The organism is Paraburkholderia sp. RAU6.4a, from assembly GCF_050435625.1.
Classification (GTDB): Bacteria; Pseudomonadota; Gammaproteobacteria; order Burkholderiales; family Burkholderiaceae; genus Paraburkholderia; species Paraburkholderia tuberum.
Map to the genome: position 1 here is coordinate 258,777 of NZ_JBNDKQ010000003.1, position 26,949 is coordinate 285,725.

General features: G+C 64.6%; 33 protein-coding genes. 16 read left to right on the top strand and 17 right to left on the bottom strand.

What is annotated here, in order from left to right; all coding sequences use genetic code 11:
* Positions 1–31: 31 nt before the first annotated feature.
* The 6 genes from OKW40_RS25695 (at position 32) to OKW40_RS25720 (ending at position 5,670) form a co-directional block, all read left to right on the top strand.
* A complete protein-coding gene (locus OKW40_RS25695; protein ID WP_429492316.1) occupies positions 32–1,660 on the top strand; it encodes an NfeD family protein in 1,629 nt (542 codons plus the stop codon).
* On the top strand, positions 1,657–2,427 hold the full coding sequence (locus OKW40_RS25700) for a slipin family protein (protein WP_184031463.1): 771 nt from the start codon (positions 1,657–1,659) through the stop codon (positions 2,425–2,427). Before OKW40_RS25695 ends, OKW40_RS25700 begins: the two co-directional genes overlap by 4 nt.
* A gap of 214 nt (positions 2,428–2,641) precedes the next feature.
* Positions 2,642–2,908 (top strand): DUF4148 domain-containing protein, encoded by a 267-nt coding sequence (locus tag OKW40_RS25705; protein WP_429353390.1) that lies wholly within the window; start codon positions 2,642–2,644, stop codon positions 2,906–2,908.
* A gap of 140 nt (positions 2,909–3,048) precedes the next feature.
* The gene (locus OKW40_RS25710) at positions 3,049–3,543 is read left to right on the top strand and encodes a YaiI/YqxD family protein (protein ID WP_429492318.1); all 495 of its coding nucleotides are present in this window, start codon (positions 3,049–3,051) and stop codon (positions 3,541–3,543) included.
* A 165-nt stretch (positions 3,544–3,708) separates the two neighbouring features.
* On the top strand, positions 3,709–5,010 hold the full coding sequence (locus tag OKW40_RS25715; protein WP_184062724.1) for an NCS2 family permease: 1,302 nt from the start codon (positions 3,709–3,711) through the stop codon (positions 5,008–5,010).
* A 126-nt stretch (positions 5,011–5,136) separates the two neighbouring features.
* Positions 5,137–5,670 (top strand): cytochrome b, encoded by a 534-nt coding sequence (locus OKW40_RS25720; protein ID WP_090810140.1) that lies wholly within the window; start codon positions 5,137–5,139, stop codon positions 5,668–5,670.
* A 165-nt stretch (positions 5,671–5,835) separates the two neighbouring features.
* On the opposite strand, the gene OKW40_RS25725 is transcribed toward OKW40_RS25720, so the two are convergent.
* Positions 5,836–6,126, bottom strand: a complete 291-nt coding sequence (locus OKW40_RS25725) for a DUF1488 domain-containing protein (RefSeq protein ID WP_026226687.1) — start codon at positions 6,124–6,126, stop codon at positions 5,836–5,838.
* A 305-nt stretch (positions 6,127–6,431) separates the two neighbouring features.
* Between OKW40_RS25725 and OKW40_RS25730 the strand changes: the two genes are divergently transcribed.
* Positions 6,432–6,740: a 2Fe-2S iron-sulfur cluster-binding protein gene (locus OKW40_RS25730; protein WP_184062727.1), complete on the top strand. Its 309-nt coding sequence runs from the start codon at positions 6,432–6,434 to the stop codon at positions 6,738–6,740.
* Between the two features lie 54 nt (positions 6,741–6,794).
* Here the strand turns inward: OKW40_RS25730 and OKW40_RS25735 are convergent, their stop codons facing one another.
* The 3 genes from OKW40_RS25735 to OKW40_RS25745 are packed head-to-tail and all read right to left on the bottom strand — an operon-like array spanning position 6,795 to position 7,956.
* Positions 6,795–6,989, bottom strand: coding sequence for a YqaE/Pmp3 family membrane protein (locus OKW40_RS25735; RefSeq protein WP_090806541.1), 195 nt, complete (start codon positions 6,987–6,989; stop codon positions 6,795–6,797).
* 21 nt (positions 6,990–7,010) lie between these two features.
* Complete coding sequence (locus OKW40_RS25740; RefSeq protein WP_184066150.1) at positions 7,011–7,253, bottom strand: DUF1653 domain-containing protein; 243 nt, start codon at positions 7,251–7,253, stop codon at positions 7,011–7,013.
* Positions 7,254–7,311: 58 nt separating this feature from the next.
* Positions 7,312–7,956 carry a helix-turn-helix transcriptional regulator gene (locus OKW40_RS25745; RefSeq protein WP_018425410.1) on the bottom strand — a complete coding sequence of 215 codons (645 nt, stop codon included), beginning with the start codon at positions 7,954–7,956 and terminating at the stop codon, positions 7,312–7,314.
* 237 nt (positions 7,957–8,193) lie between these two features.
* Here OKW40_RS25745 and OKW40_RS25750 point away from each other — a divergent pair, with 237 nt between their 5' ends.
* The 6 genes from OKW40_RS25750 to OKW40_RS25775 all read left to right on the top strand — a co-directional run bounded on the left by OKW40_RS25750 (position 8,194) and on the right by OKW40_RS25775 (position 12,159).
* Positions 8,194–8,412: a hypothetical protein gene (locus OKW40_RS25750; RefSeq protein ID WP_184054544.1), complete on the top strand. Its 219-nt coding sequence runs from the start codon at positions 8,194–8,196 to the stop codon at positions 8,410–8,412.
* Between the two features lie 592 nt (positions 8,413–9,004).
* Positions 9,005–9,286 carry a hypothetical protein gene (locus tag OKW40_RS25755; RefSeq protein ID WP_429492320.1) on the top strand — a complete coding sequence of 94 codons (282 nt, stop codon included), beginning with the start codon at positions 9,005–9,007 and terminating at the stop codon, positions 9,284–9,286.
* Between the two features lie 135 nt (positions 9,287–9,421).
* Entirely contained in the window at positions 9,422–9,691 is a 270-nt protein-coding gene (gene infA / locus OKW40_RS25760; RefSeq protein ID WP_090806547.1) for a translation initiation factor IF-1, read from the top strand.
* Between the two features lie 244 nt (positions 9,692–9,935).
* Positions 9,936–10,397 carry a hypothetical protein gene (locus tag OKW40_RS25765; RefSeq protein WP_429494012.1) on the top strand — a complete coding sequence of 154 codons (462 nt, stop codon included), beginning with the start codon at positions 9,936–9,938 and terminating at the stop codon, positions 10,395–10,397.
* 27 nt (positions 10,398–10,424) lie between these two features.
* Entirely contained in the window at positions 10,425–11,000 is a 576-nt protein-coding gene (locus OKW40_RS25770) for an ANTAR domain-containing response regulator (RefSeq protein WP_090806551.1), read from the top strand.
* A 7-nt stretch (positions 11,001–11,007) separates the two neighbouring features.
* Complete coding sequence (locus OKW40_RS25775) at positions 11,008–12,159, top strand: CmpA/NrtA family ABC transporter substrate-binding protein (RefSeq protein WP_429492322.1); 1,152 nt, start codon at positions 11,008–11,010, stop codon at positions 12,157–12,159.
* A gap of 92 nt (positions 12,160–12,251) precedes the next feature.
* Here OKW40_RS25775 and rhaS read toward each other — a convergent pair whose 3' ends face one another.
* From rhaS to rhaM, 6 genes are all read right to left on the bottom strand, one after another.
* Positions 12,252–13,262 carry a rhamnose ABC transporter substrate-binding protein gene (gene rhaS, locus OKW40_RS25780; protein ID WP_184066155.1) on the bottom strand — a complete coding sequence of 337 codons (1,011 nt, stop codon included), beginning with the start codon at positions 13,260–13,262 and terminating at the stop codon, positions 12,252–12,254.
* 39 nt (positions 13,263–13,301) lie between these two features.
* The gene (locus OKW40_RS25785; RefSeq protein ID WP_429492324.1) at positions 13,302–14,333 is read right to left on the bottom strand and encodes an ABC transporter permease; all 1,032 of its coding nucleotides are present in this window, start codon (positions 14,331–14,333) and stop codon (positions 13,302–13,304) included.
* Positions 14,326–15,381, bottom strand: coding sequence for an ABC transporter permease (locus OKW40_RS25790; protein ID WP_184031485.1), 1,056 nt, complete (start codon positions 15,379–15,381; stop codon positions 14,326–14,328). The genes OKW40_RS25785 and OKW40_RS25790 overlap by 8 nt, the downstream gene beginning before the upstream one ends.
* Positions 15,378–16,907, bottom strand: coding sequence for a sugar ABC transporter ATP-binding protein (locus tag OKW40_RS25795; protein ID WP_429492327.1), 1,530 nt, complete (start codon positions 16,905–16,907; stop codon positions 15,378–15,380). Before OKW40_RS25795 ends, OKW40_RS25790 begins: the two co-directional genes overlap by 4 nt.
* Positions 16,908–16,954: 47 nt before the next feature.
* Complete coding sequence (locus OKW40_RS25800; RefSeq protein WP_429492328.1) at positions 16,955–17,848, bottom strand: amidohydrolase family protein; 894 nt, start codon at positions 17,846–17,848, stop codon at positions 16,955–16,957.
* Between the two features lie 74 nt (positions 17,849–17,922).
* Positions 17,923–18,240, bottom strand: coding sequence for an L-rhamnose mutarotase (rhaM, locus tag OKW40_RS25805; RefSeq protein ID WP_090806566.1), 318 nt, complete (start codon positions 18,238–18,240; stop codon positions 17,923–17,925).
* Positions 18,241–18,361: 121 nt separating this feature from the next.
* On the opposite strand from rhaM, the gene OKW40_RS25810 reads away from it, so the two are divergent.
* Positions 18,362–19,357 (top strand): LysR family transcriptional regulator, encoded by a 996-nt coding sequence (locus tag OKW40_RS25810; RefSeq protein ID WP_184054564.1) that lies wholly within the window; start codon positions 18,362–18,364, stop codon positions 19,355–19,357.
* 19 nt (positions 19,358–19,376) lie between these two features.
* Here the strand turns inward: OKW40_RS25810 and OKW40_RS25815 are convergent, their stop codons facing one another.
* From OKW40_RS25815 to OKW40_RS25835, 5 genes are all read right to left on the bottom strand, one after another.
* On the bottom strand, positions 19,377–20,159 hold the full coding sequence (locus tag OKW40_RS25815; RefSeq protein ID WP_184011280.1) for an SDR family NAD(P)-dependent oxidoreductase: 783 nt from the start codon (positions 20,157–20,159) through the stop codon (positions 19,377–19,379).
* A gap of 57 nt (positions 20,160–20,216) precedes the next feature.
* Positions 20,217–21,395, bottom strand: a complete 1,179-nt coding sequence (gene rhmD, locus OKW40_RS25820; RefSeq protein ID WP_429492330.1) for an L-rhamnonate dehydratase — start codon at positions 21,393–21,395, stop codon at positions 20,217–20,219.
* A gap of 121 nt (positions 21,396–21,516) precedes the next feature.
* Entirely contained in the window at positions 21,517–22,269 is a 753-nt protein-coding gene (locus tag OKW40_RS25825; RefSeq protein ID WP_090810144.1) for an SDR family NAD(P)-dependent oxidoreductase, read from the bottom strand.
* 162 nt (positions 22,270–22,431) lie between these two features.
* Complete coding sequence (locus OKW40_RS25830) at positions 22,432–22,665, bottom strand: hypothetical protein (RefSeq protein ID WP_184066177.1); 234 nt, start codon at positions 22,663–22,665, stop codon at positions 22,432–22,434.
* 144 nt (positions 22,666–22,809) lie between these two features.
* Positions 22,810–23,427 carry a copper-binding protein gene (locus OKW40_RS25835; RefSeq protein ID WP_429492332.1) on the bottom strand — a complete coding sequence of 206 codons (618 nt, stop codon included), beginning with the start codon at positions 23,425–23,427 and terminating at the stop codon, positions 22,810–22,812.
* 944 nt (positions 23,428–24,371) lie between these two features.
* On the opposite strand from OKW40_RS25835, the gene OKW40_RS25840 reads away from it, so the two are divergent.
* On the top strand, positions 24,372–24,647 hold the full coding sequence (locus OKW40_RS25840) for a hypothetical protein (protein ID WP_184066183.1): 276 nt from the start codon (positions 24,372–24,374) through the stop codon (positions 24,645–24,647).
* A gap of 118 nt (positions 24,648–24,765) precedes the next feature.
* Here OKW40_RS25840 and OKW40_RS25845 read toward each other — a convergent pair whose 3' ends face one another.
* Positions 24,766–25,074, bottom strand: coding sequence for a hypothetical protein (locus OKW40_RS25845; protein ID WP_429492334.1), 309 nt, complete (start codon positions 25,072–25,074; stop codon positions 24,766–24,768).
* Between the two features lie 787 nt (positions 25,075–25,861).
* On the opposite strand from OKW40_RS25845, the gene OKW40_RS25850 reads away from it, so the two are divergent.
* A complete protein-coding gene (locus tag OKW40_RS25850; protein WP_184011295.1) occupies positions 25,862–26,188 on the top strand; it encodes an H-NS family nucleoid-associated regulatory protein in 327 nt (108 codons plus the stop codon).
* Here OKW40_RS25850 and OKW40_RS25855 read toward each other — a convergent pair.
* Complete coding sequence (locus OKW40_RS25855) at positions 26,185–26,805, bottom strand: arsenate reductase ArsC (protein ID WP_429492336.1); 621 nt, start codon at positions 26,803–26,805, stop codon at positions 26,185–26,187. The genes OKW40_RS25850 and OKW40_RS25855 overlap by 4 nt on opposite strands.
* Positions 26,806–26,949 lie beyond the last annotated feature (144 nt).

Consider the following 26,949-nt stretch of genomic DNA (forward strand, 5'->3'; position numbering starts at 1 on the left):
TTCGCACCGGCTGGCGCGACGGCCGTCAGCGATGAACACGACTCCGCGTCTCCCGCTCCGGCAGTCCGGTCCGCGCAGGCCGCTTATCCGCGGCGGCATCGTGGGCCGTTTGATGCGCGGCATCGCCGTGCTCGGCGTGCTATGCGCGTTCGGCTTCGCGACGCGCGAAGCGCTGGCGCCGCTGCAAGCGGCCAATGCGGCGAGCGCGGCGAACGTCGCCACCGCGACCGCCAACAGCGTCGTCGTGATTCCGGTGAATGGCGCGATCGGACCGGCCACCGCCGATTTCATCGTGCGTGGTTTGCAGCGCGCGGCCAGCCAGCGCGCACAGCTCGCGGTCCTGCAACTCGATACGCCCGGCGGCCTCGATACGTCGATGCGGCAGATCATCAAGGCGATCCTCGCCTCGCCGGTGCCGGTCGCGACCTTCATCGCGCCGAGCGGCGCGCGCGCGGCCAGCGCCGGCACCTACATCGTCTACGCGAGCCATATCGCGGCGATGGCGCCGGGCACCAATCTCGGCGCCGCGACGCCGATCCAGATGGGCATCGGCGGCAACGAGCCGCCCGCCGGCGGCCCGCCGGTAACGCCAGCCACCCCAGGCACGCCGGGGCTGCCGGACATGCGCACGCTGCCTGGCGGCGCGTCCGCGCCTGCGCCTGCGTCACCCGGCGCATCATCCGAAGCCGCCAGCGCACTGCCGCTCGACACCCAATCGACCGAACTGCGCAAGCAGGTCCACGATGCCGCCGCCTACATCCGCGGCCTCGCGCAGATGCGCGGCCGCAACGCCGACTGGGCCGAGCGCGCGGTCCGCGAAGCGGTGAGCCTGTCCGATGAGGAAGCGCTCGCGCAGCACGTCGTCGATATCGTCGCGCGCGACGTGCCGGACCTGCTGCGCCAGCTGGACGGCCGCACGTACGTCACGAGCGCGGGCAGCGTCACGCTGCACACCGCGCATGCGCCGCTGATCACGCTCGAACCCGACTGGCGCAGCCGCTTTCTCGCCGTGATCACCGATCCGAGCGTCGCGCTGATTCTGCTGATGCTCGGCATGTATGGCCTGTTCTTCGAATTCGCCAATCCGGGCTTCGTGCTGCCCGGCGTGGTCGGCGCGATCAGCCTGCTGCTCGGCCTGTTCGCGATGCAGATGCTGCCCATCAGCTACGTCGGCCTCGGGCTGATCTTTCTCGGCATCGCCTTCCTGATCGGCGAAGCGTTCCTGCCGACCTTCGGCTCGCTCGGCTTCGGCGGCGTGGTCGCGTTCGTGGTCGGCGCAACGATGCTGATGGATACCGACGTGCCCGGCTACGGCATCCCGCTGCCGCTGATCGCCGCGGTCGTCGTGTTCAGCGTCGCGTTCGTGCTCGGCGTGTCGCGGCTCGCGCTGCGCGCGCGGCGGCGGCCGGTCGTGACGGGCTCGGAGGCGCTGATCGGCTGCGTCGGCGTGGTGCTGGACGGCGGCTTGCTGCCCGAACCCGAACACGCGGCGGGCGGCCCGCTGGCCGGCTGGGCGCGCGTGCACGGCGAGCGCTGGCGCGTCTCGAGCGCCACGCCGGCCGCGTCGGGTCAGAGCGTGCGCGTGACGGCGCGCAACGGCCTCACACTGACCGTGGTGCCCGTCACGTCGGTCGACGCCTTACAAGGAGAACGCTCATGATCGGCTTCACATTCGGCTTCGGCAGCATCCTGATCCTGCTCGTGGTCGCGCTGATTGCGTCGTCGGTGCGGATTTTTCGCGAGTACGAACGCGGCGTCGTGTTCATGCTCGGCCGCTTCTGGAAGGTCAAGGGGCCCGGGCTCGTATTGATCATTCCGATCGTGCAGCAGGCGGTGCGCATGGATTTGCGCACCATCGTGTTCGACGTGCCGACGCAAGACGTGATCACGCGCGACAACGTGTCGGTCAAGGTCAACGCGGTCGTGTATTTCCGCGTCGTCGATCCGGAGAAGGCGGTGATCCAGGTCGCGCGTTACTTCGAGGCGACCAGCCAGCTGGCGCAGACGACGCTGCGCGCGGTGCTCGGCAAGCACGACCTCGACCAGTTGCTGTCGGAGCGCGAGCAGCTGAACACCGACATCCAGAAAGTGCTCGACTCGCAAACCGACGCGTGGGGCATCAAGGTATCGATCGTCGAGATCAAGCACGTCGATATCAATGAAACGATGATCCGCGCGATTGCGCGTCAGGCCGAAGCCGAGCGCGAACGGCGCGCGAAGGTGATTCACGCGGAAGGCGAGTTGCAGGCATCGAAGCAGTTGCTGGAGGCGGCCCAGACGCTCGCGCGGCAACCGCAGGCGATGCAGTTGCGCTATCTGCAGACGCTGGTGACGATCGCCGCCGACAAGAACTCGACGATCGTGTTTCCGCTGCCGATCGACCTCGTGAGTGCGGGGCTGGAACGCTTCAACAAGCCATCGGCGTGATAGGACGATATTTGTCAGGACATCCATTCGGCGCGGATTGGCGTCGACGTTTCGGCATACCCGCCCGCTTGCGCGTTGCTTGCGCTGACGTGGCGAACGAGGCTCGCGGCGGGTTCGATTTGCCGGCAGAAATGGTGCGTTGCTTGTACCGCCTTACCCGGCGCACCGAAAAACCACCAGGTCCGGCCGTTTTTCCGCTCCGCAGGAGCCCGCCATGAAACTGTCTTCCCGCATTGGACTCGGCGCGCTGTTGGCCGCCGTGGGTATCAGCACCGTCTACGCGCAAGCGGTGACGCAGCCCGCCGACCCGTCGGCGCCGAAAACGCGCGCCCAGGTCCGCGCTGACCTCGCGGAATGGCTCGCCGCCGGCTACGACCCGTTCGACTGGATCGACTATCCGGAGAACGCGCAGCGCGCGGGCCGCATCGTCGCGCAACACCGCGAGCAGCAGCAAGGCAACGCCCCGACGGCCGTGCAGTAAAGCGGTCGCGGCTTGCGTAGTTGCAGCCTGAATGCCGCCCGCCGCGAGCGGCATGGCACGGCTTGCGTCGCGCCAAGGTATCATCCGGTCCCGCCATCCCTCACGCAGCAAACCAGCCGCACACAGCCGGAACCCGCACCATGCCAATCTGGGTCGATGCCGACGCCTGCCCGGCCGTCGTCAAGGACATGCTTTATCGCGCGGCGCGCCGGACCGGCATGCCGCTGACGCTGGTCGCCAATTCGTTCCTGCGCGTGCCGCCGTCGCCGCTGATCCGCGCGATCCAGGTGCCGGCCGGCTTCGACGCCGCCGATCAGTTGATCGTCGAGCGCGTCGTCGCGGGCGACCTCGTGATCACCGCCGACATCCCGCTCGCCGCCGCCGTGCTGGCAAAAAATGCCCACGCGCTCGATCCGCGCGGCAACTGGTACTCGCCCGGCACGATCGAAGAACGGCTGCGCATGCGCTCGATGCTCGACCAGTTGCGCTCGAGCGGCGTCGACACGGGCGGGCCGGCCGCCTTCAGCGCGCGCGATGGCAAGACGTTTGCTGGCGAACTCGATCGCTGGCTCGCGCGTCAGGCGCCTCGCGGTGATGCGCAGGCGCCACAGTCGCACGGCAAACCGCCCGCCTGACGGGCCCGGGCGGCGTGCTGGCGCCGCCGCAGGCGCCGGGGCGCTGCCATTCGTGATTACAATTCCGCCGTAACGCCGCCGCGCGGCCTGCCTTGCCGCGCCGCGCTGTCACCGCCTCGATGACAAAAACACTGTCTGAACGACGAAAGAGAGGAAACCCGCCACATGGACTCGATCAAACGCTACTTCGGCTTCGACGCCGTCGACACCAACCTGCGCACCGAAGTGCTAGCCGGCGTGACCACTTTCCTGACGATGGCCTACATCATCTTCGTGAACCCGGCGATTCTCGGCGACGCCGGCATGCCGAAGAGCGCGGTGTTCGTCGCGACCTGCCTCGTGGCCGCGCTCGCGTCGCTGATCATGGGTCTGTACGCGAACTACCCGATCGCGCTCGCGCCCGGCATGGGCCTGAACGCGTACTTCGCGTACACGGTCGTCAAGGGCATGGGCTACACGTGGCAGGCCGCGCTCGGCGCGGTGTTCATCTCCGGGTGCCTGTTCCTGATCGTCACGCTGTTCCGCGTGCGCGAGGTGATCGTCAAGGGCATTCCGCATTCGATCCGCATCGCGATCACCGGCGGCATCGGTCTCTTTCTCGCGATCATTTCGCTGAAGTCGGCCGGCGTGGTGGTCGGCAATCCGGCCACGCTCGTCACGCTCGGCAATCTGCATGACCCGCACGTCGTGCTCGCGGCGGTCGGATTCTTCGGCATCGTCACGCTGGATCATATGCGTGTGCGCGGTTCGATCCTGATCGGTATCGTCGGCGTGACGATCCTGAGCTTTTTCTTTGGCGGCAACCAGTTTCACGGCATCGTGTCCGCGCCGCCGTCGATCGCGCCGACGCTGTTGCAGCTCGATATCCGCAGCGCGCTGTCGAGCGGCGTGCTGAACGTGGTGCTGGTGTTCTTCCTCGTCGAGCTGTTCGATGCGACCGGCACGCTGATGGGCGTCGCGAACCGCGCGGGGCTGCTGGTGGAAGGCAAGATGCATCGGCTGAACCGCGCGCTGCTCGCGGACAGCACCGCGATTCTCGCCGGCTCGATGCTCGGTACTTCGTCGACGACGGCGTATATCGAAAGCGCATCGGGCGTGCAGGCCGGCGGCCGTACCGGCATGACCGCGATCACGGTCGCCGTGCTGTTCGTCGCGGCGCTGTTTTTCGCGCCGCTCGCCGAAGTGGTGCCGCCGTATGCGACCGCGCCCGCGCTGCTGTACGTGTCGTGCCTGATGCTGCGCGAACTGGTCGACCTGCCGTGGGACGACGCGACCGAAGTCGTGCCGGCCGCGCTGACCGCGCTGCTGATGCCGTTCACCTACTCGATCGCGAACGGCGTCGCGTTCGGCTTCATCTCGTACGCGGGACTCAAGCTGCTGACGGGCCAGGCGCGCCAGGTGAAGCTGGTCGTGTGGATCATCGCGGCGATTTTCCTGTTCCGGTATTTCTATCTCGGCAGCGAATGAGGAGGTCGCGCTCGCGCGGCCGGGGGGTCGAATGTGTCGTCGGGTTCGGGGACCGTTTATCATCCGATGTTTCGAATGATGATCGACCCGGTCGCAGCGGCACGGGTCGCCACCCCAGGAGCCTCGATGTCCTCATATAACCGCACGACGGACCGCTACACGAAGCCCGCGATTTTCTTTCACTGGATGATTTTTCTGCTGGTCGCGCTGGCCTATCTGGCCATCGAAATCCGCGGCCCGCGCGGCTCCGACAGCCGCGCGTTCTGGACCGGAGTGCATTTTTGGGCCGGAACGCTGGTGCTCGGGCTGGCCGTGTTGCGGCTGCTGTGGAGATTGTGGGCCGGCGCGCCGGAGGAGCTCGAAAGCAATCGGCTGCTCGCTTTTCTCGGGCGCTCCGCGCACCTCGCGCTCTATGTGTTCATCTTCGCCCAGCCGCTGCTCGGCATGCTGATGGTCAATGCGGGCGGGCGGCCGGTGTCGCTCGCATGGACGGACATCAGCTTCACGCTGGTGCGTGCGGATGCGATCGCGCGGCCGCTGTTGAAGGACGCGCACGAGTGGCTCGGCAACGTGTTCTATTGGGTGATCGGACTGCACGCGCTCGCGGCGATCGCGCACCATGTGGTGTTCAAGGATCGGGCGCTGCGGCGGATCATTTGAAAGTAATGGAGCTGGCTGCGTGCCGCCGATGCATTGCACGCGGTCGCGGCTTGCGCGCAGGCCAGCCAGCGGCAGCGGCACGGGTGAATCCGAACTTCGCGCTTCGGCAGCAGTCGCGCTTGCCGAAGCTTCGGTACCGGTAGCCAGCCGATAGTTTCAGATCGGTCAGTTACGCCAGTTCGCCTCGTAAAACCGCACGTAACCGCTTCTGAGCACGAGACACTGCGCGCGCGTTTCCGACAACAGCCGGCGCGTGGCGGCCTCGATGCGCGGCCGGTGCGCGTCGAACGCGACGATCATGTCCTCCAGCCGGGGGGACGCGGCGCCGAAGTGATCTTCGAGCGCTTCCGCGGTGATCATGCACTCCACCCTCTGCCCATCGACCATTGCCGGAAACGCCAAAGTAAGTTCGCGACCTGAGTATTCAGGGGCTTCGTTCGGGAATTGGATCTGCATGGGAGTCACCTGGAAGAGTGCGCGCACGATGCGCTCGGGTAATGCACGCGCTGATTGCTTGCTATCGCGTCCGCCGCTCGTTCCTCCTTGTCCCATGCAGCCGACGCGGGCCGTCGCCTCGACGCGGCATCGTCAGTTCGCGCCACGCGGAGGTGAATTGATTCACTTTAGACGAGTTCGGCCCAGGTGCAAGATTTCCCCGATTTTTTCTTGAAGGCGCGACTGACGCGCCGATGTTGCGGCGCGGCATAAAGCGCTGTCCGATCCCGTGTAAAGTGTCGCGCACCTAGTCATTGACCTGCACGATGTCCGCCCCCACCCGCCCGCCTGTGGTTCGCGTCGAACCGCTCGGCCAGAGCTTCGAAGCGCCCGATTCGCTGACGATTCTCGAAGCCGCCGCTTTCGCCAATCTGCGTTTGCCGCGTTCGTGCCGCAACGGCACGTGCCGAACATGCTTGTGCCGGATGACGTCTGGGCGTGTGCGCTACTCGATTGAATGGCCCGGCGTGAGCCGCGAGGAAAAGGCGGACGGTTATATCCTGCCGTGCGTGGCGGTCGCGGAAACCGACGTGGTGATCGAAGTGCCGGATGCGGTCGCGATACCGGCACGATGAGCGGGAGCGTGGGGGCCTGGCGCCCCGCTCGCCGACGCTTTCACGCGCTGTGTCTTAGCGCCCGTTGCCCATTGCGCGGGCGATTTTCTTGTCCGTGTTGTACTGGCTCAGCGAATACACCGACCAGATGGCCGCCGGCACCCAGCCGATCAGCGTGATTTGCAGAATCAGGCAGATGATGCCCGCAAACGGACGGCCGATCGTGAAAAACTGCAGCCACGGCAGAATGATGGCAAGCAACAGACGCATTCGGTTTTCCTGTTCCTGTGATTACGGCAGCATGGGTGAGTCCGCGGGGGACGCATCTGCCTCGTTGTTGAACTCATCGAGCGGCGCAAAACGCGGCACCTCGACGCCTTCCTGCTCTACCAGCTCGAAAAACACCGTCGCTGGACGGGTCCAGATCGTACCATTGGCCGCCTTGTAGACGATCATCGTGACCGTCGGATCCGATTCGAGCGTGGCCTCGCAGACCAGTTCGTAAATGCCGCCTTTGTAGTGTCGGTAGCGCATGGTGTGTGACCTTATTTTGGGCGTCGTCGAAGCATTTTCAAGCACGGCGCGCCTGAGCTCAGCCGCCCTCTTTCATCTGCTTCAGGATCTTGTAGACGGTCGCGCGGCCCATTGTCAGCACCGCGGCCACGTAATTCGCCGAGCTGCGGCCGCGAAACGCGCCCTGCGCGTGCAGCGCCTCGACGATTTCACGCTTGTGCTCGCGCGTCAGCGCATTGATGCCGATCTGCCGGTCGCGCAGCCACGTGTGCAGATACGTGTTGATGCGGTCCTGCCAGTCGTCGCGGAACAGATCGTCGGCAGGCGCGTCCGTCATCGCGCCGCCCTTGATGAACAGATCGAGCGTCGAGCGCACATCCTCGAACACCGCGATGTTGAAGTTCACGCACAGGATGCCGGCGGGCTTGCCGTCGTCGTCGAACAGGATGTTGCTCACGCAGCGCATGCGGCGGCCGTCCCAGTTCAGTTTCTCGTAGGGGCCGATGGTCTGGCCGCGCGCCGCGAAGTGCGCGTCGTCGAGCACCGACGGCGCGCCCACCTCGAGCCGCGACAGATTGTTCACCAGATACGCGATGGTCTGATCGCGCAGATCGTGAATCACCACCTCGGCGCACGGATAGAGCAGCGCGGCGATGCCGTCGGCGATCGGCGCGTAGCGCTTCAGCAGCAGGTCTTTGACAGGAGACACGTTCGGGTTGCGCATGGAAAAAACGCGAGGTTCGAAGGAGGCGGCGCGCGATAGCGGATGACGACGAAGCCAGATGCCCGCAGTGGACGCCGGCGCGCCCGCTCGGTCCGCAATTCAGGAAGTCGCCATTGTAGCGGCCTCGCGCTGGCGCCGCGACTCGACGCCGGACGGCAATTTTGTCCACCTCGCGAGCACATTTTTTTCGTGCGATAAACACTGATCCGCCGACACCCAACCGAACGGAGCCAACCGATGGCCACACTCGAAGCGCTTCGCGCCGTGCTCGACGACAAGCGCACGCCGGAGATCATTCGCAACCACATCATCGATTCGCTGCAGTACGCGCTGCGCAACCATGGTCAGGTCTTCACAGCCAAGGAAGTCGAATGGTTGACCGGCTGGGACGATGCGCGCCTGCCGCTGGCGGCCGCGCGCGAATTGCAGAAGCGCGTCGCCGAGACGTCGCGCTGACGCACGCGTTCGGATAGGAACCTCGCGCGCGCCACTCGCGCAATTCGCGCGTCCGTCGCCCGTCCCGCCTCCGACACGACTTCGCCAACCGCCCGCGAAGCCCTGCCAGTCGGGCGTTCCGGTCGTGCGCTGAAGTTTGCACTATCCAATCAGCCCTATTTCAGGCATCATGTTGCAATTGTTGTACCTCGCACCCATATTGCACTGGCAGCACCAGGCAGTCTCAACCCGGCATCTCCGCACCACCCCCGACTGTTCGACCGCCCTTATCTGCGATCCCGTCACTCCGGCAATGCGCCGCCCGCATTCGCCGTCGCGAGAAGTACACCGAGCGGTTCAGCATCATGCGTCCGGCGCCCGAATTGACGCGCCGCTTCAGCGTTTTTTCGGTCGAATCCGCGTTTTTGCGCGACCGCTCGGGCCATTGTCATTGAGCCCGCCGGGTCTAGCAGGTCTGTGCCAACCATTTTTATCGCCGGCGCGCCCATCGGTGCTGCGCCGCCGGTCCGCGCCGTGACGCGTCAAAGGAGCGTTGCCGGAAGCAGCGCCCCGCACGCGGCGCGTGGACCACGCAATACAGGACATGTTTCTCATGAATTCAGCTGTCAGGACCTACAAGGGTTACGAAATTCACCCGCTCGTTTATCCGCGCCGCCCCGCGGGCGCGCAAGCGACCCGCAATCCGGGCGCCGGTTACGACGCTTCGGTGCGCATCTGCCGCGTCGGCGCCAATCCGGCGGCCGACGGTCGGGTATTTCGCCTGCAGTATCTGTTTCCGTTCGACGGCATGGGCAAGGCGCGCATCGCGTGCATGGCGCATGCGGAACGGCTGATCGACGGCCAGGTGAGCGGTCAGTCGGTCACCGATCTTTGAGCGGCGTCATCGGCGCGTCACTCATGTCGCGCAGCGTGCTTTCGGGCGCCGCTGCTTTTCAAACGAATCCACAGTCGCGCCGCTCGCAATGCCTGCGGCCGGTTTCCCCTTTATCCCATCGACCAGGAGTTATGCATGGCGAAAGAAGAACTGCTTGAACTTGACGGTATCGTCGACGAAGTGCTTCCGGATAGCCGCTACCGCGTGACGCTCGACAACGGCGTCGTGGTCGGCGCCTATGCGTCCGGGCGCATGCGCAAGAACCATATCCGTATTCTCGCGGGCGATCGCGTGACGCTCGAACTGTCGGTCTACGACCTGACCAAGGGGCGGATCAATTTCCGCCACAAGGACGAGCGTGCGAGTGGCGGCGGTGCGCCACGGCACGCGGCGCGGCGGAGGTAAGCAGGGGTCACGGCGCCGCCCTGCGTACCTGTGATGTTGTGCAGGCGATGCGGGCAGCCCGCCCGAACCCATGCGAAAGCGCGAGGCCCGACAGACTCGCGCCATACCTTCCGACTCCGCGTTCTGCTTGAACGCGCTACGTCAGCCTCGCCGCCCAAGCTCGTGAAATAGACGTCCCTGACATTCGGGATGCTCTCCAGCGCATGCGCGAACGTCGTACGCCGCAACACGCGCGGCGTCTTGATTGGAATCTGGCGGCACGCCGCTTCGGCGACCACGCACGTCGCCGCACGTCTCGCTAAACTCCAAACACCGCCCCCAAATCCTCCCCACCCGCGCTTTTGCGCACCTGCTCGACCACCCGCTCCTCCAGCTCCATCTGCGCCCGCTGCTGACCTCGATCAGCCCGTTGATGACGGCGATTCGCGACGCGACCGGCTTGAGCTTCTACGGCGCGTCATTGCTGACCAGTCTGCCGGTGGTCGCGATGGGCGCGATGCGCCCCTTCGGTGCATCGGGCGTCCGCTGTCCTGCATGCCCCTCGCCGGTGCAGCGCGACCGGCGTGGCCGCGTCACCTCTTTCGCGGACGATTCGCAGCGATCGCCCGCAAAAAACCCCAATCGATCCCCGCCATTCGCGCGAATGCGCTCACACACCTCGCCAAGCCCCGTCGCGCGAAGGCTGGCATGTCCATTGCTTTACTGATAGTCAGATGTCCCTTCCCCTGACTCCATGCTGCGTGTTCTCCTTGTCACCGACACCGACAAACCCATCGGCGATCTGCGCGATGCGCTCGCCTGTCTCGGCTGCGAAATGCTCTCCGGCACCGCGACGCCGCAGGCGCTGCATCGCGCGGTTCAGGACGAGCGGCCCGACGTCATCATCATCGATACGGAGTCGCCGTCGCGCGATACGCTCGAACAGCTCGCCGTGATGCACGCGACCGCGCCGCGCCCCGTGCTGATGTTCAGCCACGACGCGAACCAGCAACTGATCCGCCAAGCGGTCAACGCGGGCGTCACCGCGTATCTGGTCGAAGGCCTCGCGACCGAGCGGCTCGCACCGATTCTCGAAGTCGCGCTCGCGCGTTTCGCACAGGAGTCGCAATTGCGCGAGCGGCTCGCGCAGGCCGAAAACGAACTGGCCGAGCGCAAGCTGATCGATCGCGCGAAACGCCTGCTCATGGATCAGCAGAAACTCACCGAACCGGCCGCCTACGCGAGTCTGCGCAAACGCGCGATGAACCAGGGCGTCAAACTCGCCGAGGTGGCGCGCGAGGTCGTCGCGTCGGCCGGCTCGCTCAAATGATGCGCTCATGAATCCAGCCACTTCCGTCACCGCCGCGGCCTTTGCGGAGCCGCCTGAAAAGACCCATCTGCGGCTCGGTTTCGTCGCGTTGTCCGACGCGGCGCCGCTGATCGCGGCGAAGCTGCTCGAGTTCGGCCATGCGCACGGGCTCACGCTCGAACTGTGCCGCCAGCCGTCGTGGGCCGCCGTGCGCGACAAGCTGCTAGCCGGCGATCTCGACGCCGCGCACGCGCTTTACGGGCTCGTGTATGGCGTGCAGCTCGGCCTCCGCGGCCCGCGCACCGACATGGCCGTGCTGATGGTGCTGAACCGCAACGGCCAGGCGATCACGCTGTCGAATCGGCTCGCCGATGCGCTCGCGAAGCATGGGACATTGCGCGAGGCGCTCGCGACGCTCGGCCGCAAGCCGGTGTTCGCGCACACCTTCCCGACCGGCACGCATGCGATGTGGCTGTACTACTGGCTCGCGGCGCAAGGCGTCGATCCGTTGCGCGACATCGACAGTGTCGCGATTCCGCCGCCGCAAATGGTCGCCGCGCTTGCCGAAGACCGGCTCGACGGTCTGTGCGTCGGCGAGCCGTGGAATGAAATGGCCGAGGCGCATGGTGTCGGCAAAACGATCGCTTATTCGAGCGAGGTGTGGCCCGAGCATCCCGAGAAAGTGCTCGCCTGCCGACGCGATTTCGTCGATGCGCATCCGCGCACGACGCGCGCGCTCGTGCAGACCGTGCTCGAAGCGTGCCGCTGGCTCGACGGCGCCGGGCATCGCGACGAGATCGCCCGCTGGCTCGCGCGGCCCGATTACATCGGTATCGACGAGACGCTGATCGCGGCGCGGCTCGGCGACCACCTCGACACGGCGAACCCGCGCCGCCTGCCGATGCGTTTCTTCGACGACGGCGCGGTCAACTATCCGCATCCATTCGAAGGCGCGTGGTTCCTCACGCAGTTCGAGCGCTGGGGGATCATCGATGCGCACAACGACTACGACGCGGTCGCCGCGCGCATCAACCAGACGCAGTTGTATCGCGAGGCCGCCGCGCGCGTGAACGTGCCGGTGCCCGGCGAGGACGTCGCAAGGGAACTGATCGATGGCGCGCTGTGGGGAAGCGGCTCACCATCCGCCGCTTATGCGCGGCGTTTTGCGATCCGCCGCTGAGCGGGACCGCACGCGAAAGCCCCGAGATCCGCTGCGCCGACTGCCCACGACCCGCCAACGGCGATCAGGTGGACAGTCGGCGTTGCCGAAGCTCAGAAGTTGTACTTGTCGATGTTGCTCGCATCGAACGTGGTCGGCGGCCCGAGAATGATTTCGCCGTGCGCGCCAATCGTGCGCTTGCCGAGCTTGCCGGCGTCGAACGTTTCGCCCTCCTTACCCGTGATCGTGCCCGACGCGAGCGACGCCGCCGCGTACGCGGCCAGATAGCCGAGCTCGCTCGGATCCCACAACTGGAACGCGGTCACGGTGCCGTTCTTCACGAACGCGCGCATCTGGTTCGGCGTGCCGAGGCCCGTCACCGCCACCTTGCCCTTGCTCGACGACGACGAGATATAGCGCGCCGCCGCCGCGATGCCGACCGTCGTCGGCGCGACGATCGCCTTCAGGTTCGGATACGCCTGCAGCAAGCCCTGCGTTTCGACGAAGGACTTCTGATCGTCGTCGTTGCCGTACGCGATCTTGACGAGCTTGATCTTCGAGTACTCCGGTTTCTTCAGTTCCTCCTGCATCCACTTGATCCAGGTGTTCTGGTTCGTCGCGTTCGGCGTCGCCGACAGAATCGCGAACTCGCCCTCGCCGCCCATCAGCTTCGCGACCAGTTGCACCTGGCCGCGGCCGATGCCTTCGGCGTTCGCCTGATTGACGAACAGCTGGCGGCCCTCGGGCGCGGTATCGGAGTCGAACGTGACGACCTTGATGCCCTGACCCATCGCCTTCTTCAGATACGGCACGACCGCGTTCGCATCGTTGGCGGCAATCACGATCGCATCCTGGTGCTGCGTGATCAGCGTGTTGATGTACGACACCTGCGACGATGCGCCCGCATCCGATGGCCCGACCGCCTTGCCCACGCCGCCGAATTCCTTGATCGCGGCGAGGCCGCCGTCGTCGGCGATCACTTCGTACGGGTTGTTGATCTGCTTCGGCACGAACGCGATCTTCAGCCCGCTTTTCAGTTCCGCGGCGAACGCGCCGCCGCAGCTGATCGCGAGCAACGCGGCGCAGAGCGCGGCCATGCCGGTGTGACGTAGAGGTTTGAACATGAAGTGTCTCCTGCGTTGTTGTTGGACAGAGAGGGGAAGCTAGGTTGCGGATGAAGAAGACGTGGCGGCGGACTTCGCGATGAAACGCCGGTCGCGTGCCGCCCGCCAGCGCGCGACGAGGTTCGGAATCAGCACCGACGCGAGCAGCAGCACGCCGGTCACGATGGTCAGCGTTTCGCTCGATACGTCGTCGAGTGTCAGCGCGTTCTTGAGCACGCCGATGATCAGCAGCGACAGCAGCACGCCGACCATCGAGCCGCGTCCGCCGAAAATGCTGACGCCACCGAACAGCACCGCGGCGATCACCGACAGCTCGAAGCCCTCGCCGTTATCGCCGCGCGCGCTCGTGAAGCGCAGCGTATAGACGATGCCCGCGAGCGCGCTGACGAGACCCGACAGCACGAACAGGCGCAAGCGGATCTTCGCGACCTCGATGCCGGAGAACGCGGCGGCGGTCGGATTCGCGCCGATCGCATAGAGACTGCGGCCGAACGCGGTGGCTTGCAGCAGAACCGTGAACAGCACGGCGGCGGCGATCACGATCACGAACGGCAACGGAATGAACGTGGAGCCAAGCGTGTTCATGCCGAACGCCGTATACGCGGCCGGAAAATCCGCGACCGCCTGATCGCCGAGCAGCACATACGCGAGACCGCGAAACAGCGCGAGCGTACCGATCGTGACCGCGAGCGACGGCAGGTTCAGCTTGACGATCACGAGGCCGTTCAGCAGGCCCGCCAGCGCGCCGGCGATCAGCACCACGACGATCACGACCGGCATCGGCAGCCCCATGTGCCACAGCACGCCCATCAGCGCGCTTGACGCGCCCAGCACCGACGCGACCGACAGATCGATTTCGGCGGCGACGATGATCAGCGTCATCGGCAGCGCCATCAGCGCGATCTCGGTCAGATCGGCGAGCACGTTGCTCAGGTTCGCGCCGGTCAGAAACACCGGCGACAGCCAGCGGCCCAACACCAGCGACACGATCAGCACGATCACCAGCAACACTTCCCATTGCAGCGGCGTTTCGCGCTTGCGCGTGAGCAGCGCGGAATCGGGTTTAGCCATGATCGCGTTTCCTCATCATGCGTTTGGCGACGGAGCGGGCCAGCAGCGTATCGGCGGCGATCGCGGCGACGATCAGCGCGCCCTGGATCGCCTGCTCCCAGAATGGCGACACGTGCAGCACGACGAGCGCGATGCTGATCACGCCGAGCACGAGCGCACCGAGCGTCGCGCCGAGGATCGTGCCGACGCCGCCCGTAATCGCGACACTGCCGACCACCGCCGCCGCGACGACCTGCAATTCGATGCCCTTCGCGGTGCTGGCATCGACGGTGCCGAAGCGCGCGAGCCACAACGCGCCCGCAAAGCCCGCAATCGCCCCGGACAACAAAAAGCCCGACATCACGCGACGCTCGACGTTGACGCCCGCGAGCCGCGCGGCTTCCGGATTCGAGCCGATCGCATAGTGCTCGCGACCGCCGCGAAACTGCTTCAGATACACCGACAGGCCGGCGAGTACGACGATCGCGATCAGCGCGAGCGTCGGGATGCCGAGCAGCGTGCCGGTCGCGAGCCGCGAGTACGCGTCGGGCAGACTGGTCGCGTTGATCTGGCCGCCGTGCACCCATGCGTAATCGGCGCCGCGAAAGATGTACAGCGTCGACAGCGTCGCCACCAGCGAAGGCACGCGCCCCACCGCGACGAGCAGCGCATTGATGCCACCCGCGACGAGCCCGATCGCGAGCCCCGCGGCCAGCGCGACGAGCACCGGCATATGCGGGAACCCAACGTACAGGCTGCCCACCGCGTACGCGCTGATACCCACCGTCGAGCCGACCGACAGATCGATATGCCGCATCAGGATCACGACGGTCATGCCGGCCGTCAGCAGACCGATGATCGACACGTTCAGCAGCACGTCGCGCAGGTTTTGCAGATTCAGGAACTGCGGCTTCGCGAGCCCGGTCCCCGCGATCAGCAGGATCAGCACGACGAACAACGTGGTTTCGCGGCTCTTCGCGACGCTCGCGACGAGGCCGCCCGATGAAGCGGCGGAACGCTTCGGCAGCGACTGCCGCACCGGCGCGGGATGGGTCGAATGGCGCATCATGCTGCACGTCCCAATGGTGAAAGTCCCTGACCGAGCGCGGCGCCCATGATGCGCTCCTCGTTCGCGTCGGCGCGCGCGAGCTCCGCGCTGATGCGGCCTTCGTGCATCACGAGCACGCGATCGGCCATGCCGAGCACCTCGGGCAGCTCGCTCGAAATCATCAGCACGGCCATGCCATCGCGCACGAGTTCGGCGAGCGCGCCATACACCTCGGCTTTCGCGCCAACGTCGATGCCGCGCGTCGGTTCGTCGATGATCAGCACTTTCGGGCCGGTCGCGAGCCACTTGCCGAGCACGACCTTCTGCTGGTTGCCGCCCGACAGCGTACCGACCGGCGCCCCCGGGTCGCTCGCCTTCAGGCGCAGACGCGTGCCCCACTGGTTGGCGAGCTGCGTTTCGCTGCGCGTCGACATGAGCCCATGCCGAACGAGCCGTCCGAGCACCGTCATCGACGCATTGCGCGCGATGCTCAGTTCGAGCGCGAGCCCTTGCTGGCGGCGATCCTCCGGCACGAGCGCGAGCCCGGCGCGCACCGCGGCCGCGGGCTTGCCGGTGTCGAGCCGCTTGCCGGTCAGCCACACTTCGCCCGAATCGAGCGGATCGATACCGAAGATCGCCCGCGCGACCTCGCTGCGTCCCGCGCCGACGAGGCCCGCGAGCGCGACGATCTCGCCGGCGCGCACGTCGAACGAGACATCCTTGAACACGCCGATGCGCGTCAAGCCGCGCACCGACAGACGCACGTCGCCCGGTGTGCAATCGGCCTTCGGATAGAACGTTTGCAGATCGCGGCCGACCATCCTGGCGACGATCGCGTCGGTGCTCAGATCGGCGGTCAGCGCGTCGAAGACTTTCGCGCCGTCGCGCATGATCGTCACGCGCTGCGTCAGCGCGAATACTTCGTCGAGCCGGTGCGTGATGAACAGAATCGCGACGTCGCGTTCGCGCAGCTTGCGCACGATCGCGAAGAGCCGCTCGACTTCGGGCAGCGACAATGCGGCCGTCGGTTCATCCATGATCAGCACGCTCGCGTTCAGCGACAGCGCCTTCGCGATTTCGATCACCTGCTGATCCGCGATCGACAGACCACGCACCAGTTGATCCGCGCGCAACTCGACGCCGAGCGACGCGAGCAGTCCGTCCACTTCGCGATGCATCGCGTCGTACTGAATGCGGCCGAAGCGGTCGACCGGCTGCCGGCCCATGAAGATGTTCTCCGCAATCGACAGATCGAAGAACAACGTCGGCTCCTGATAGATGACCGCGAGCCCGGCGTCGCGCGCTTCGGCCGGCGTCGCGAAGCGACGTGGCTCGCCGTTCACCAGAAGCTCGCCGGCGTCGGGCTGATGCACCCCGGCGAGAATTTTCACGAGCGTCGATTTGCCCGCGCCGTTCTCGCCGAGCAGCGCATGCACCTCGCCGGGCCACAGCACGAGGTCGCCGTCGGACAGCGCGCGCACCCGGCCGAAGGATTTGCTCGCGTGCCGCAATTCGAGTCGCGGCACCGTGGAAGGGGATGGCTGCACTGCGTGTCTCCTTTTTTGCGGCTGTCTTCTCTTCGACGCGCCGCGCGTCAAATCCGGTAGTACCGTTGCGCGTTGCGCCGAAACAGCGCGTCCTTCTCAGCCTCGCTCGCATCGCCAATGATCGCCGCATACGCGCGCCACAAATCCGTATACGAACCAAACAGCCGGTCGACGGGAAAATTCGACGCGAACATCGCACGTTCGACGCCGAACGTATCGATCGTTTCGAGCACATAAGGCCGCAGGCTTTCGACGCTCCAGTGATGATCGAACATCGCGAGCCCGCTGATCTTCACCGCGACGTTCGGACACGCCGCGAGCAGACGCATGCCTTCGCGCCACGCGCGGTAACCGGCCACGCTATTACGATCGACGAACATGCCCGCATGATTGACGACCAGAAGCGTGTCCGCATGCGCACGCGCCAAGGCGGCAGCCTCCTCCATTTGCGACGGATACAGTTGCAGATCGAACGACAGGTCGTAACGGCGCAGCAACGCGAAATGCTCGCGCCACCGCGGCTCGCGCATGTAATGACGGCCGACGTAATCGAACAGTTTGTTGTCGTGCACGTTGAGAATCTGCCGGATGCCGCGCGTATTCGCGAACGACGCATGCGCTTCGAGCAACGCGGGCGCATTTTGCGCGGACAGGTCCACGGCGGCGACGATCGCATTCGGCATGCCGCGCGAGGCGTCGCGATCCGCGATCGACTGCAACCAGCGCGTTTCCTCGACGGGATCGGCCGGATCGTGATTCGCTTCGACGTGCACGAGCTTCAGCACGTCGACGTCGCCCGCTTCACCGAGCAGATCGTCGAGCAGATAGTCGTGCTTCAGATCGCGCGCATCGCCGACGAACGACACGCCCGGGTTCTCCAGCCACGGATAGCGATGCGTCTTCAGATCCCACAGATGGATATGCGAATCGACAACCTGCATGCGGCACCTTCGTCCGGTGAAAAGCGTTTCGAGGTTCGTGCGTCGTTGCGGGGTTCAGCTGGGTTCAGCTCGACTCAATGACTGAGACGAAAGACCGGTTCGAGCGTCTGCGACAGCGGCGTGTGATCGGGCGCGGTCTGCATGATGTCGGCCATGTAATCCCACCATTTGCGCATCACGTCGAGTTGCGGCAACTGGTCCATCGTGTGATCGCTGGTGCGCGAGAGCACCGCGAAAAGATGATGCGTGTCGGGATCGAAAAAAATCCGGTAGTCGCGCACGCCGGCGTTGTGCAGCGCGTCAACGAGCTCGGGCCAGATCTGCGTATGACGCCGTTCGTATTCTTCGCGCATGCCGGGGTTCAGCACCATCCGAAAAGCGATTGTCTCCATGGCGGCCTGTCTCCTGTCGACCTCTTCGAACGACTATAATTCCTGCATCGATAGCCTCTCAATCCGTTGTTGGGATTGGTCGATCCACAAACCGAATCGCACGGGCACTCCTACTGGCACCATGAGCCAACATTCAGCCGCCGTCGCACTCGTCAATCGTCTCAAGTTCAAGCATCTCGCCCTGCTCGTCGCACTCGACGACACCCGCAACCTGCATCAGGCCGCCGAGGCCGTCAACGTCGCGCAACCGAGCGCGAGCCGCATGCTCGGCGACATCGAGGAAGCATTCGGCTTCCTGCTGTTCGAGCGCAACGCGCGCGGCATGACGCCGACGCCGCTCGGCGTCGTCACGCTCGCTTACGCGCGCCGTGCGCTCGCCGAGCTCACACGCTTCGCCGAAGACCTCGATGTCAAACGCCGCGGCGGTCACGGCCAGTTGACCGTCGGCGCGATCATGGGCGCCGCGCCCGATCTGCTGGCGATGTCGGTCGCCGCGCTGAAGACCGAAAGCCCGCTGCTCAGCGTGCGCATCCTCGGTGAAACAAGCGATCAGGTCGTGCAATTGCTGCATCGGCGCGAGGTCGATCTCGCGCTGGGGCGCCTGACCAACCCTCTGCAGCACAACGACTTCAGCTTCGAGCCGCTCGCGCGCGAAACGCTGCTGCTCGTCGTGCGCGCCGTGCATCCGCTCGCGCGGCGCACGCGCATCACGTTGCGCGAACTGGTCGCGTGGCCGTGGGTTGCGCAACCCGTCACGAGTCCGGCGCGCGTGCTGTTCGAGGAAGAACTCGCGCGTGCCGGGCTCGCCACGCCAGTCAATCTGACCGAATGCGCGTCGATCTTCGCGACGCTGCAATTGCTCGAGAATTACGATGCGGTCGCGATGCTGCCGGAGTCGGTCGTGCGCGATCATGTGCGCGGCGGGCTGCTGGTCGCGCTGCCACTCGAAATCGGCAAGAGTCTCGCCGGTTTCGGCATTCTCACGCGCAAGGAAGAGCAGCTCGCCGAGCCGGCGCTGCGCTTCATCGAACTGCTGCGCGGCTTCTCGCGCGACCTCGCGCGCGACGATCCGGCCGCCGCACCCGGCACGCCGACTACGCCCGTCACGGTCAATTGACGCCCGCATCGCGCGTCGCTTATTGCAGGTTCACGAACAGGCCGCCGTCGACGAGCAGCGCGGCGCCCGTCACATAGCGCGCGCGGTCCGACGCGAGAAACACGACGCAATCGGCGACGTCGTCGGGACGCCCGAGGCGGCCGAGCGGAATGCGCTTTTCGAAGTAGGCCTTCTTCGCTTCGTCGGCGAGATCTTCGGCGTTCAGATCGGTCGCGATCGTGCCCGGCATGACAGAGTTGCAGCGGATGCCGAACGGCCCCAACGCGATCGCGCACGACTGCATCAGCGAATGCACACCGGCCTTGGTCGGCGTGTAATGCGTTTGCATGCCGCCGCCCACCAACGCGCTGATCGAACTCGTCGCGACGATCGCGCCGCCGGTGCCCTGCTTTTTCATCTGCTGCGCGGCAGCCTGCGTGACGAAGAACGCGCCGTTCAGATTGACCGCGACCGTCGATTCGAGCACGTCCGCCGGCATGTCGAGAAAAGCGTGAAACGGGCAGATGCCGGCATTGCTCGCGAGCACGTCGAGCTTGCCGAACGCGTCGAGCGTCCGTCGCACCAGCTCCTGGCCGGTGTCGCGCGCCGCGACGTTGCCTTCCACCGCGATCGCGCGCCGCCCCAACGCCTCGATTTCGCCGACGACTTCCTCGACCGCCGAGCGCCGGCCATACGATGCGTCGTTGTCGCCCCAGTAGTTGATCGCCACGTCCGCGCCTTCGCGCGCGCAGGCCACCGCGATCGCGCGTCCGATGCCGCGCGAGCCGCCGGTGACGATCACGACTTTGTCCTTGAGCAGCACCCTAATCTCCTTTGCGGCGATTCGCCGTTCGGCACAGGTTCAAAACGTTCGACACGTTCAATGCTGATAAGGCCGCACCAGCGCGCATTCCGGATTGAGCCGCACGCCAAAGCCCGGCGTGTCCGGCACCTTCATACGCCCGTTCACCGGCACCGGCTCGTCGAGCAGCAGCGGATTGAACATCGGCACGACCTCGTCGGCTTTCGGCGCCATCATCAGAAACTCGGAGAACGGCGAGTTATGGCGCGTGACGACGAAGTGATAGCTATACACCGACGACCCATGCGGCACCACCATCACGTTGTGCGCATCGGCGAGCGCGGAAATCTTGATCAGCTCGGTGATGCCGCCGCACCAGCCGACGTCGGGCTGGATCAGATCGCAGCACTGCATCTCCAGCAGCATCCGGAAGCCCCAGCGCGTCGCCTCGTGCTCGCCGGTCGACACCATCATGCCGCGTGGCACGTTGCGGCGCAGTTCGGCGTAACCCCAGTAATCGTCGGGAGGAAGACATTCCTCGACCCATTTGAGGCCGTATTGGTGCGCGCCTTGCGCGAGCCGCGTCGCGTAGCGCAGGTCGAGGCTCATCCAGCAGTCGTACATCAGCCAGAAGTCGTCGCCGACGCGCGAGCGCATGTCGGCGAGCTTGTCGAGGTTTTGCCGGAGTCCGTCTTCGCCTTCCGCGGGACCATGCTGCAACGGCAGCTTGCCGCCGATGAAGCCCATCTCCTTCGCGAGATCGGGCCGCGCGCCGGTCGCATAGAACACCAGCTCGTCGCGCACCGGGCCGCCCAAGAGCTGATACACGGGCTCCTTGCGAACCTTCGCGAGCAAATCCCACAGCGCGAGATCGACACCGGAAATCGTGTTCAGCACGACGCCCTTGCGCCCGTAGTACAGCGTCGCGAAGTACATCTGATCCCACATCTTCTCGATGTCGGTCACCAGTTGCCCTTCGAGAAAACGCGCGAGATGCTTCTCGACGATGAACGCGCCGATCTCGCCGCCGGTCGTCACCGCGAAGCCCACGGTGCCGTCGCTCGCTTCGATCTCGACGACCAGCGTGCCGAGCACATTGATGCCGAACGATTGGCGGCTCTGGCGGTACTCGGGGTAACGCGCCATCGGCGTCGCGATGTGATCGTCGATCCAGTGTCCGCCGGCCTGGTCGTGATAGTCCGCGCCGCCGCCGCGAACGATGAAGGCACGCACGTGCCGGATGGTAGGCATGGCCATGAAAGGGCTCCGTGAGAGAGGCGTCGAAGCGGCTCGACAACGCGCGTTCGACGCGTGTGCAATACGCTGCGGGACGTGAGCACTGCGTGAGCAATGCGCGAGCAATGCGCGAGCAGCGCGCTCAATAGGTGGCGCGGCCGCCCGACAGGTCGAATACCGAGCCGGTGCTGAACGCGCAGTCTTCGGAAGACAGCCACAGGATCAGCGACGCCGCTTCTTCCGGCAGCAGGAAACGGTTCATCGGAATCTTCGACAGCATGTAGTCGATGTGCTGCTGCGACATCGAATCGAAGATTTCGGTCTTGGCCGCGGCCGGCGTGACCGCATTGACGAGGATGTTTCTGGTCGCGAGTTCCTTGCCGAGCGACTTGGTGAGCCCGATCAACCCCGCTTTCGATGCGCTGTAGTGCGAAGCATTCGGATTGCCCTCCTTGCCCGCCACCGACGCGATATTGACGATGCGGCCGTAGCCCTGCTTCAGCATCTGCGGCACGACCGCGCGGCAGGTCAGGTACGGACCGATCAGATTCACGTCGATCACGCGGCGCCACATGTCGGGCGCAAGCTCCCAGGTCGTGCCGTTGCCGCCGGTGATGCCCGCGCAGTTGATCAGCACGTCGATCGAGCCGTGCCCGGCGACCGTTTGCGCGGTGGCCTGCTGAACCGCGGCGTCGTCGGTCAGCTCGACTGTGATGGCGCTGACCTTGCCGAGTTCGCTCAGCTCGCGCTGGCTGCGCGCGAGCCGTTCGCTATCGACGTCCCACAACGCGACCGACGCGCCCGAGCGCAACGCCCGCTGCGCGACCGCGTAGCCGATGCCGCGCGCGCCGCCGGTGATGACGACCGTGCGCCCCTCCAGATCGATCCGATTCATTGCTGTGCTCCTGTAGGCCGCCGTGCGGCGTGCCATCGAGTTGTTGTATATCGCTGCGGTCAATATACGGGCGGTGCGATGCGCCAACAATTCGACTATTGGAGGGGGCGATAGCAAAAGTGGATCGGCAGCGGGAGCGGGCGCTAAAGGGAAGCGAAGCGGCTAATCATCGGCAGCGACGAAAAGCATCGAGACATACAGAATGGTCGACACGACGATGATGCCGACGCCGAGCAGCACCTTGGTCTGGTCGAAGTTGATCCCGCCGATGATCGCAATGCCGATCCCGAACACCGACGATAACGTGCCGAGCGCCGCGAGGCCCACGTGTATCTTGCTGCGGACCAGCCGTTTGCGCTCCGATTCGGCAGTGGTTTCCGTTTCGCTCTGTTCCATTCCCCGCTCCTTCGCGCGCGACGCGATGACCATCGTGAAACCTGAGCCGCAATGGCCGGCGCGACGTCGAACCGCCGGTTGCGGTTCTACGCCGTGCACCTCGATACGCTTCAGCGTAGTTTATTTAAGCCTTCTCGATCGCCGTTATTTGACGTCCGCGCCATTGCGCGACACCGACGCCGCGATGGCCGAGACGAATACCGCGCGCACCGAATCGCCGACCTTCAGTTTCTCGAGCGCAATGTCCGGCGCCACGTCGAGCGTTTCCGTGCGCGACGGCCCGCGCAGCGTGATCGTGCGCTTCTTGCGATCGATCTTGCGCACCGTCGCGACGACCTCGATGCGCCGCGCCGATGCAACGACACCGTTGGCCGCAGGCTGCGTGACTTCGGTATCGATGCGCTGGCGGATTCCGTTCGGCGCGAGTTTGTCGACGCCGACCAGCACCGCCTTCTTGTACGCAATCGTCACGACGTCGCCGACATGCAGCTTGCTGACGTCGGCGGCTTGCGGATTCACGTCGAAAGTTTCCTCGCCGCCTTGCGGGCCGCGCAGCGTCACGCTGTTCGTCGCGGAATCGATCGCGACGACGCGCGCCTGAACGTGCAGCAGCGCGGCGGCGCCAATTGCCCGCTGTTCCGGCGCGGACGCGGCCGCGTTGTCCTGTGCCAGCGCCGGACCCGCCGCGGCGATGCAAACCACCAACGCAACCGCGATCGCCTTCACCTGCATGAGCCCGGAGTCCGTTGAATTACAAGCCATGAAATGCTCCTTTTGATTGCGTCGATGTTACGGCAAATGTTTTGTCGCGGATCGCGTACTACGCTTAGCACCGGCAGGTGCACTCGCTTCGAATAAAAAGAAAAACGGACTATTAATCGCTTTTAGCGGACGGGGTTACGCTTTCTGAAACCAATGGCGGTTCCTTTCTAATGCGTCGATTTGTCCTGGAGAGCCAATCGCGAAAAGCGCGTGCTTCTCCATGCGATGCAATCGGTATGCGGAGTCGTGGCAGATGAGCTTGCGCAAGGAGCCGCGCGGCTTTGCGCATGCGTTCCCGCGAGCGTCAGCGGAGGGGTAGAGAGCTAGCCATAACATATTCCTCGCAACGAGAAGGACTACCGGGCGACCCAACGTGAGCGGGTCCGGAAATTGCCGAACGTTATGACTATTTCAAACGGTTTCGGGGATGCTAGCAAACGCGCAAAGGAATGGCAAGACAAGTGGCTGCGCATCGCCATTCCCGATTAATCGGGTTTGCCGCGTCAAATCTTTTATGACGGTGGGCGATTCATTTGCCATAAAAATATGATCGCTGCAATTCGCTGAGCTCAGAGGCCCGGCGACGCCGTCCTCGCTCTGACTCTGTCCGGTTGCCTGACAACAGTCGAATCGGCGCATTCGATATGCATTGAAAAGCGGTGGGCGCGCGGCAGATTGGCAATCGCCGAACGACTCCGCACAAACCCTTAATGGATGATACTGAAGCGATTACGCATCGCTGCGCGACGAATACAAAAAATTGTCGTCAATCATTGGAATACTGCGAACACGGCTGTATTGATCGAGCGAATTTTGCCGTCAAGGCAACGAAAAAGGACGCCTGAGCCGATGGCCACAGTCATGTGGGCATCATAGGCACAGCCTTTGCTGAAGCTCGCGTCACCGTCTAACGCACACATTGGTTTATCGAAAGGACACCACACATGGTCACGACTCGCCCCTGCACCGCCGCTTGCGTCATCGACGGCCTCCTCGTCACGCTGACGTTCTATCCGGACAACGGCGTGTTGCGTATTGCCGATTCGTCCGGCGCCTGTCTAAGAGAAACGCGCTGGCATGGGTCATGGCGCGCTCTGCTCGAGGAGTTCCGCGGCTACTACGAAGCGGCGGAGAACGACGCGGCGCGCGGCGTCGACGATATCGTCGCTCGCCTCGGCGAGCGCTGCGCTGAGGCCCAGCGGGAATCGGCATTCGCGTGAAATGGCATGCGCTTGCGATCAAGCGCGTGAAAGGCGGCGGCGGCAGCGCTCGGCACCTGTTCGTTGCCTCGCGATCCGGGGTCGTTCCTGGCGCCCCGCTGCCGCTCGCGAACTCTGGTCATTGACCGAAATAAGTCTTGCACTCCGTGCTGAACGAGCATGACTGGCTGCGCCGGCCTCCCGCTTGCGACTCGCCCGCCGGAACACCACCATACGACGCGTTGCGTATGCCCTGCTCACGCGGGTCCCAGTTCTGACCGAACGACATGTCGGTCGTCGCCTGCGCCGATTCGTCCGCGTCGTGCTCCATCATCGCGCGACCCGACACGGCGTGGTCCGCCTGGGCGCTCAACCCCTCGGCGATGGCCGTTCTCGGCGCGAGAAACAGAACGGCGGTCGCGGCAATCATCAATATACGTACTCTCATTTCCGGACTCCTCGAATCCGGCGCAGCAGCGTTCGTCCTCCACAAGAATTGATCCGCGAACAGCCAACCTGCCCAATCGGGCCGAGGAACGGGTCGATGCCAATGCGCTACTGCTGCGACGGGTCACCGAACTAAACAGATGAAGAATTACCGCGCTTGCAACCGATACTCGACGCGTTCCCGAGCGTCGGCGGAATCGGCGCGCACAAGGCGGCTGTAAGTCTGCATTCGCAGCTTGTCGTCCTTCTTTTATAGTTCGCGCACCCCGGAATTCAATCCAGGAGCTTCCAGCAGTGTCGCCAATCGTCCACACCGTTCGATAAACCGCATTCACCGACAAATTCAACGTGAACTAAGCGTGCTTTGCTCGCGCATTGCGCTATCATGTTGCTACAACGCACAAAAAGCGAACCCGCACGTCGACGAAAGTCCGGTGAAAGACGGACAGCGTGGAATGACTCCATCCATTCGCAATCATTGCATCGAGACACAGAGTTTTTCATAGCGAACGTCAGGCTTACCGGCCTCGTTCGTCGCGTTGCGACATGCTGAAATATTTGCTGATCGAGACTCTCGGTTCGAGGGTCGGTTGTTCCAGCGGCCGTCTTTGTCCGAGGCCGTATTGCAATTCAGGGAGCAACGTTTTTTAACCCGGCACATGGCATTTCCGTCAATCGACAACCCCACCGCGGGGCGGCCCCATTCAGTCGGGCTCGATGCTTCGCAGCTTTTTCCCCGCAATCTGTCTTCGACAGCACGCTGCACGTTTTAGAAGGACGAATATCCTATGGACGAAAGGAAGCGAGATAGCATGATTGCCTATCTCCGCCATCGTATGGAAGAGTTTGGTATCAGACCAGAAGACCTTGCCGCAGCGCTGGCGACCGAGTCATTGGCCAAAAAGGCTGAGCGCTATCGCAATGCGACCGGAGACAGCTGGGACGGCAATGGCGAAATGCCGCAATGGTTGAAGCAGGCTATTAGTGCCGGCCAGAGCATTGAGCATTTCGAATTGGCCGCAAAACCGGCGCCCGCGCCCCAACCGAAAAAACAGGTGGACTGGTCGAATGACCCGTTCGCCGGCACGCGGCTCGGGCGCCCGAATAACCGCTAGGTGCAGGCCGCCGCGCTCGAAGGCGCGGGCACAATGGCTGCGGCTTCGAAACGAACCACCGTGCCACGCACCGTTTTTGCGCCACCGCTTGCCACATTGACGGCATTCACCGTATTCCCCGCATTGACGGCATCCGCCGCATCGACGAGATTCGCGTGATTCGAGGCAGGCTGCGCATATTGCGGCAGCTCGATAAGCGCGCTGACCTGCCGCACGATCTGCCAGAAGGTCTTGTCGAAAAGACAGGCCTGCTCGTCAGCGGAGCCGTGGCCGCCCGCGAGCGGATCGGTAATGGTCCAATAGACGAACGCCGGTGCGCCGGGAAATACCGGCGCGTGCAGTCCGCCGACGAATTCGTCGAGCGCGATCACGATATCCATGCGCGGCGCCCATTCGCCGGTGAATTCGAGCCAGCTTTTAGGGCTCAGCACCGCGCGCCCGGAAATGCCGGGCCGCAATTGCGCGACCGCGAGTGGATGAAGGCGCGCGGCCGGTTCAGGGCCCGCGCTGAACGCGTCGAACCGGTGCCCCGCCAGTTCGCGCAGTAAAGCTTCGGCAATGATGCTGCGGATCGAATTATCGCGGCAGAGAAACAACACCTTATATTTTCTGGACACGCTTACCCCGTACCGATGTTTTTTTATTGGCCTCTGGGCGGAATTGTGCCGCTCCAGTCTTGCGCCCCCGTGACACTACGGCGTCTTTATTATTTGCGCCTCGGGATTCGCACCAGGTATCTCGACTCACGGGCACACAGCACA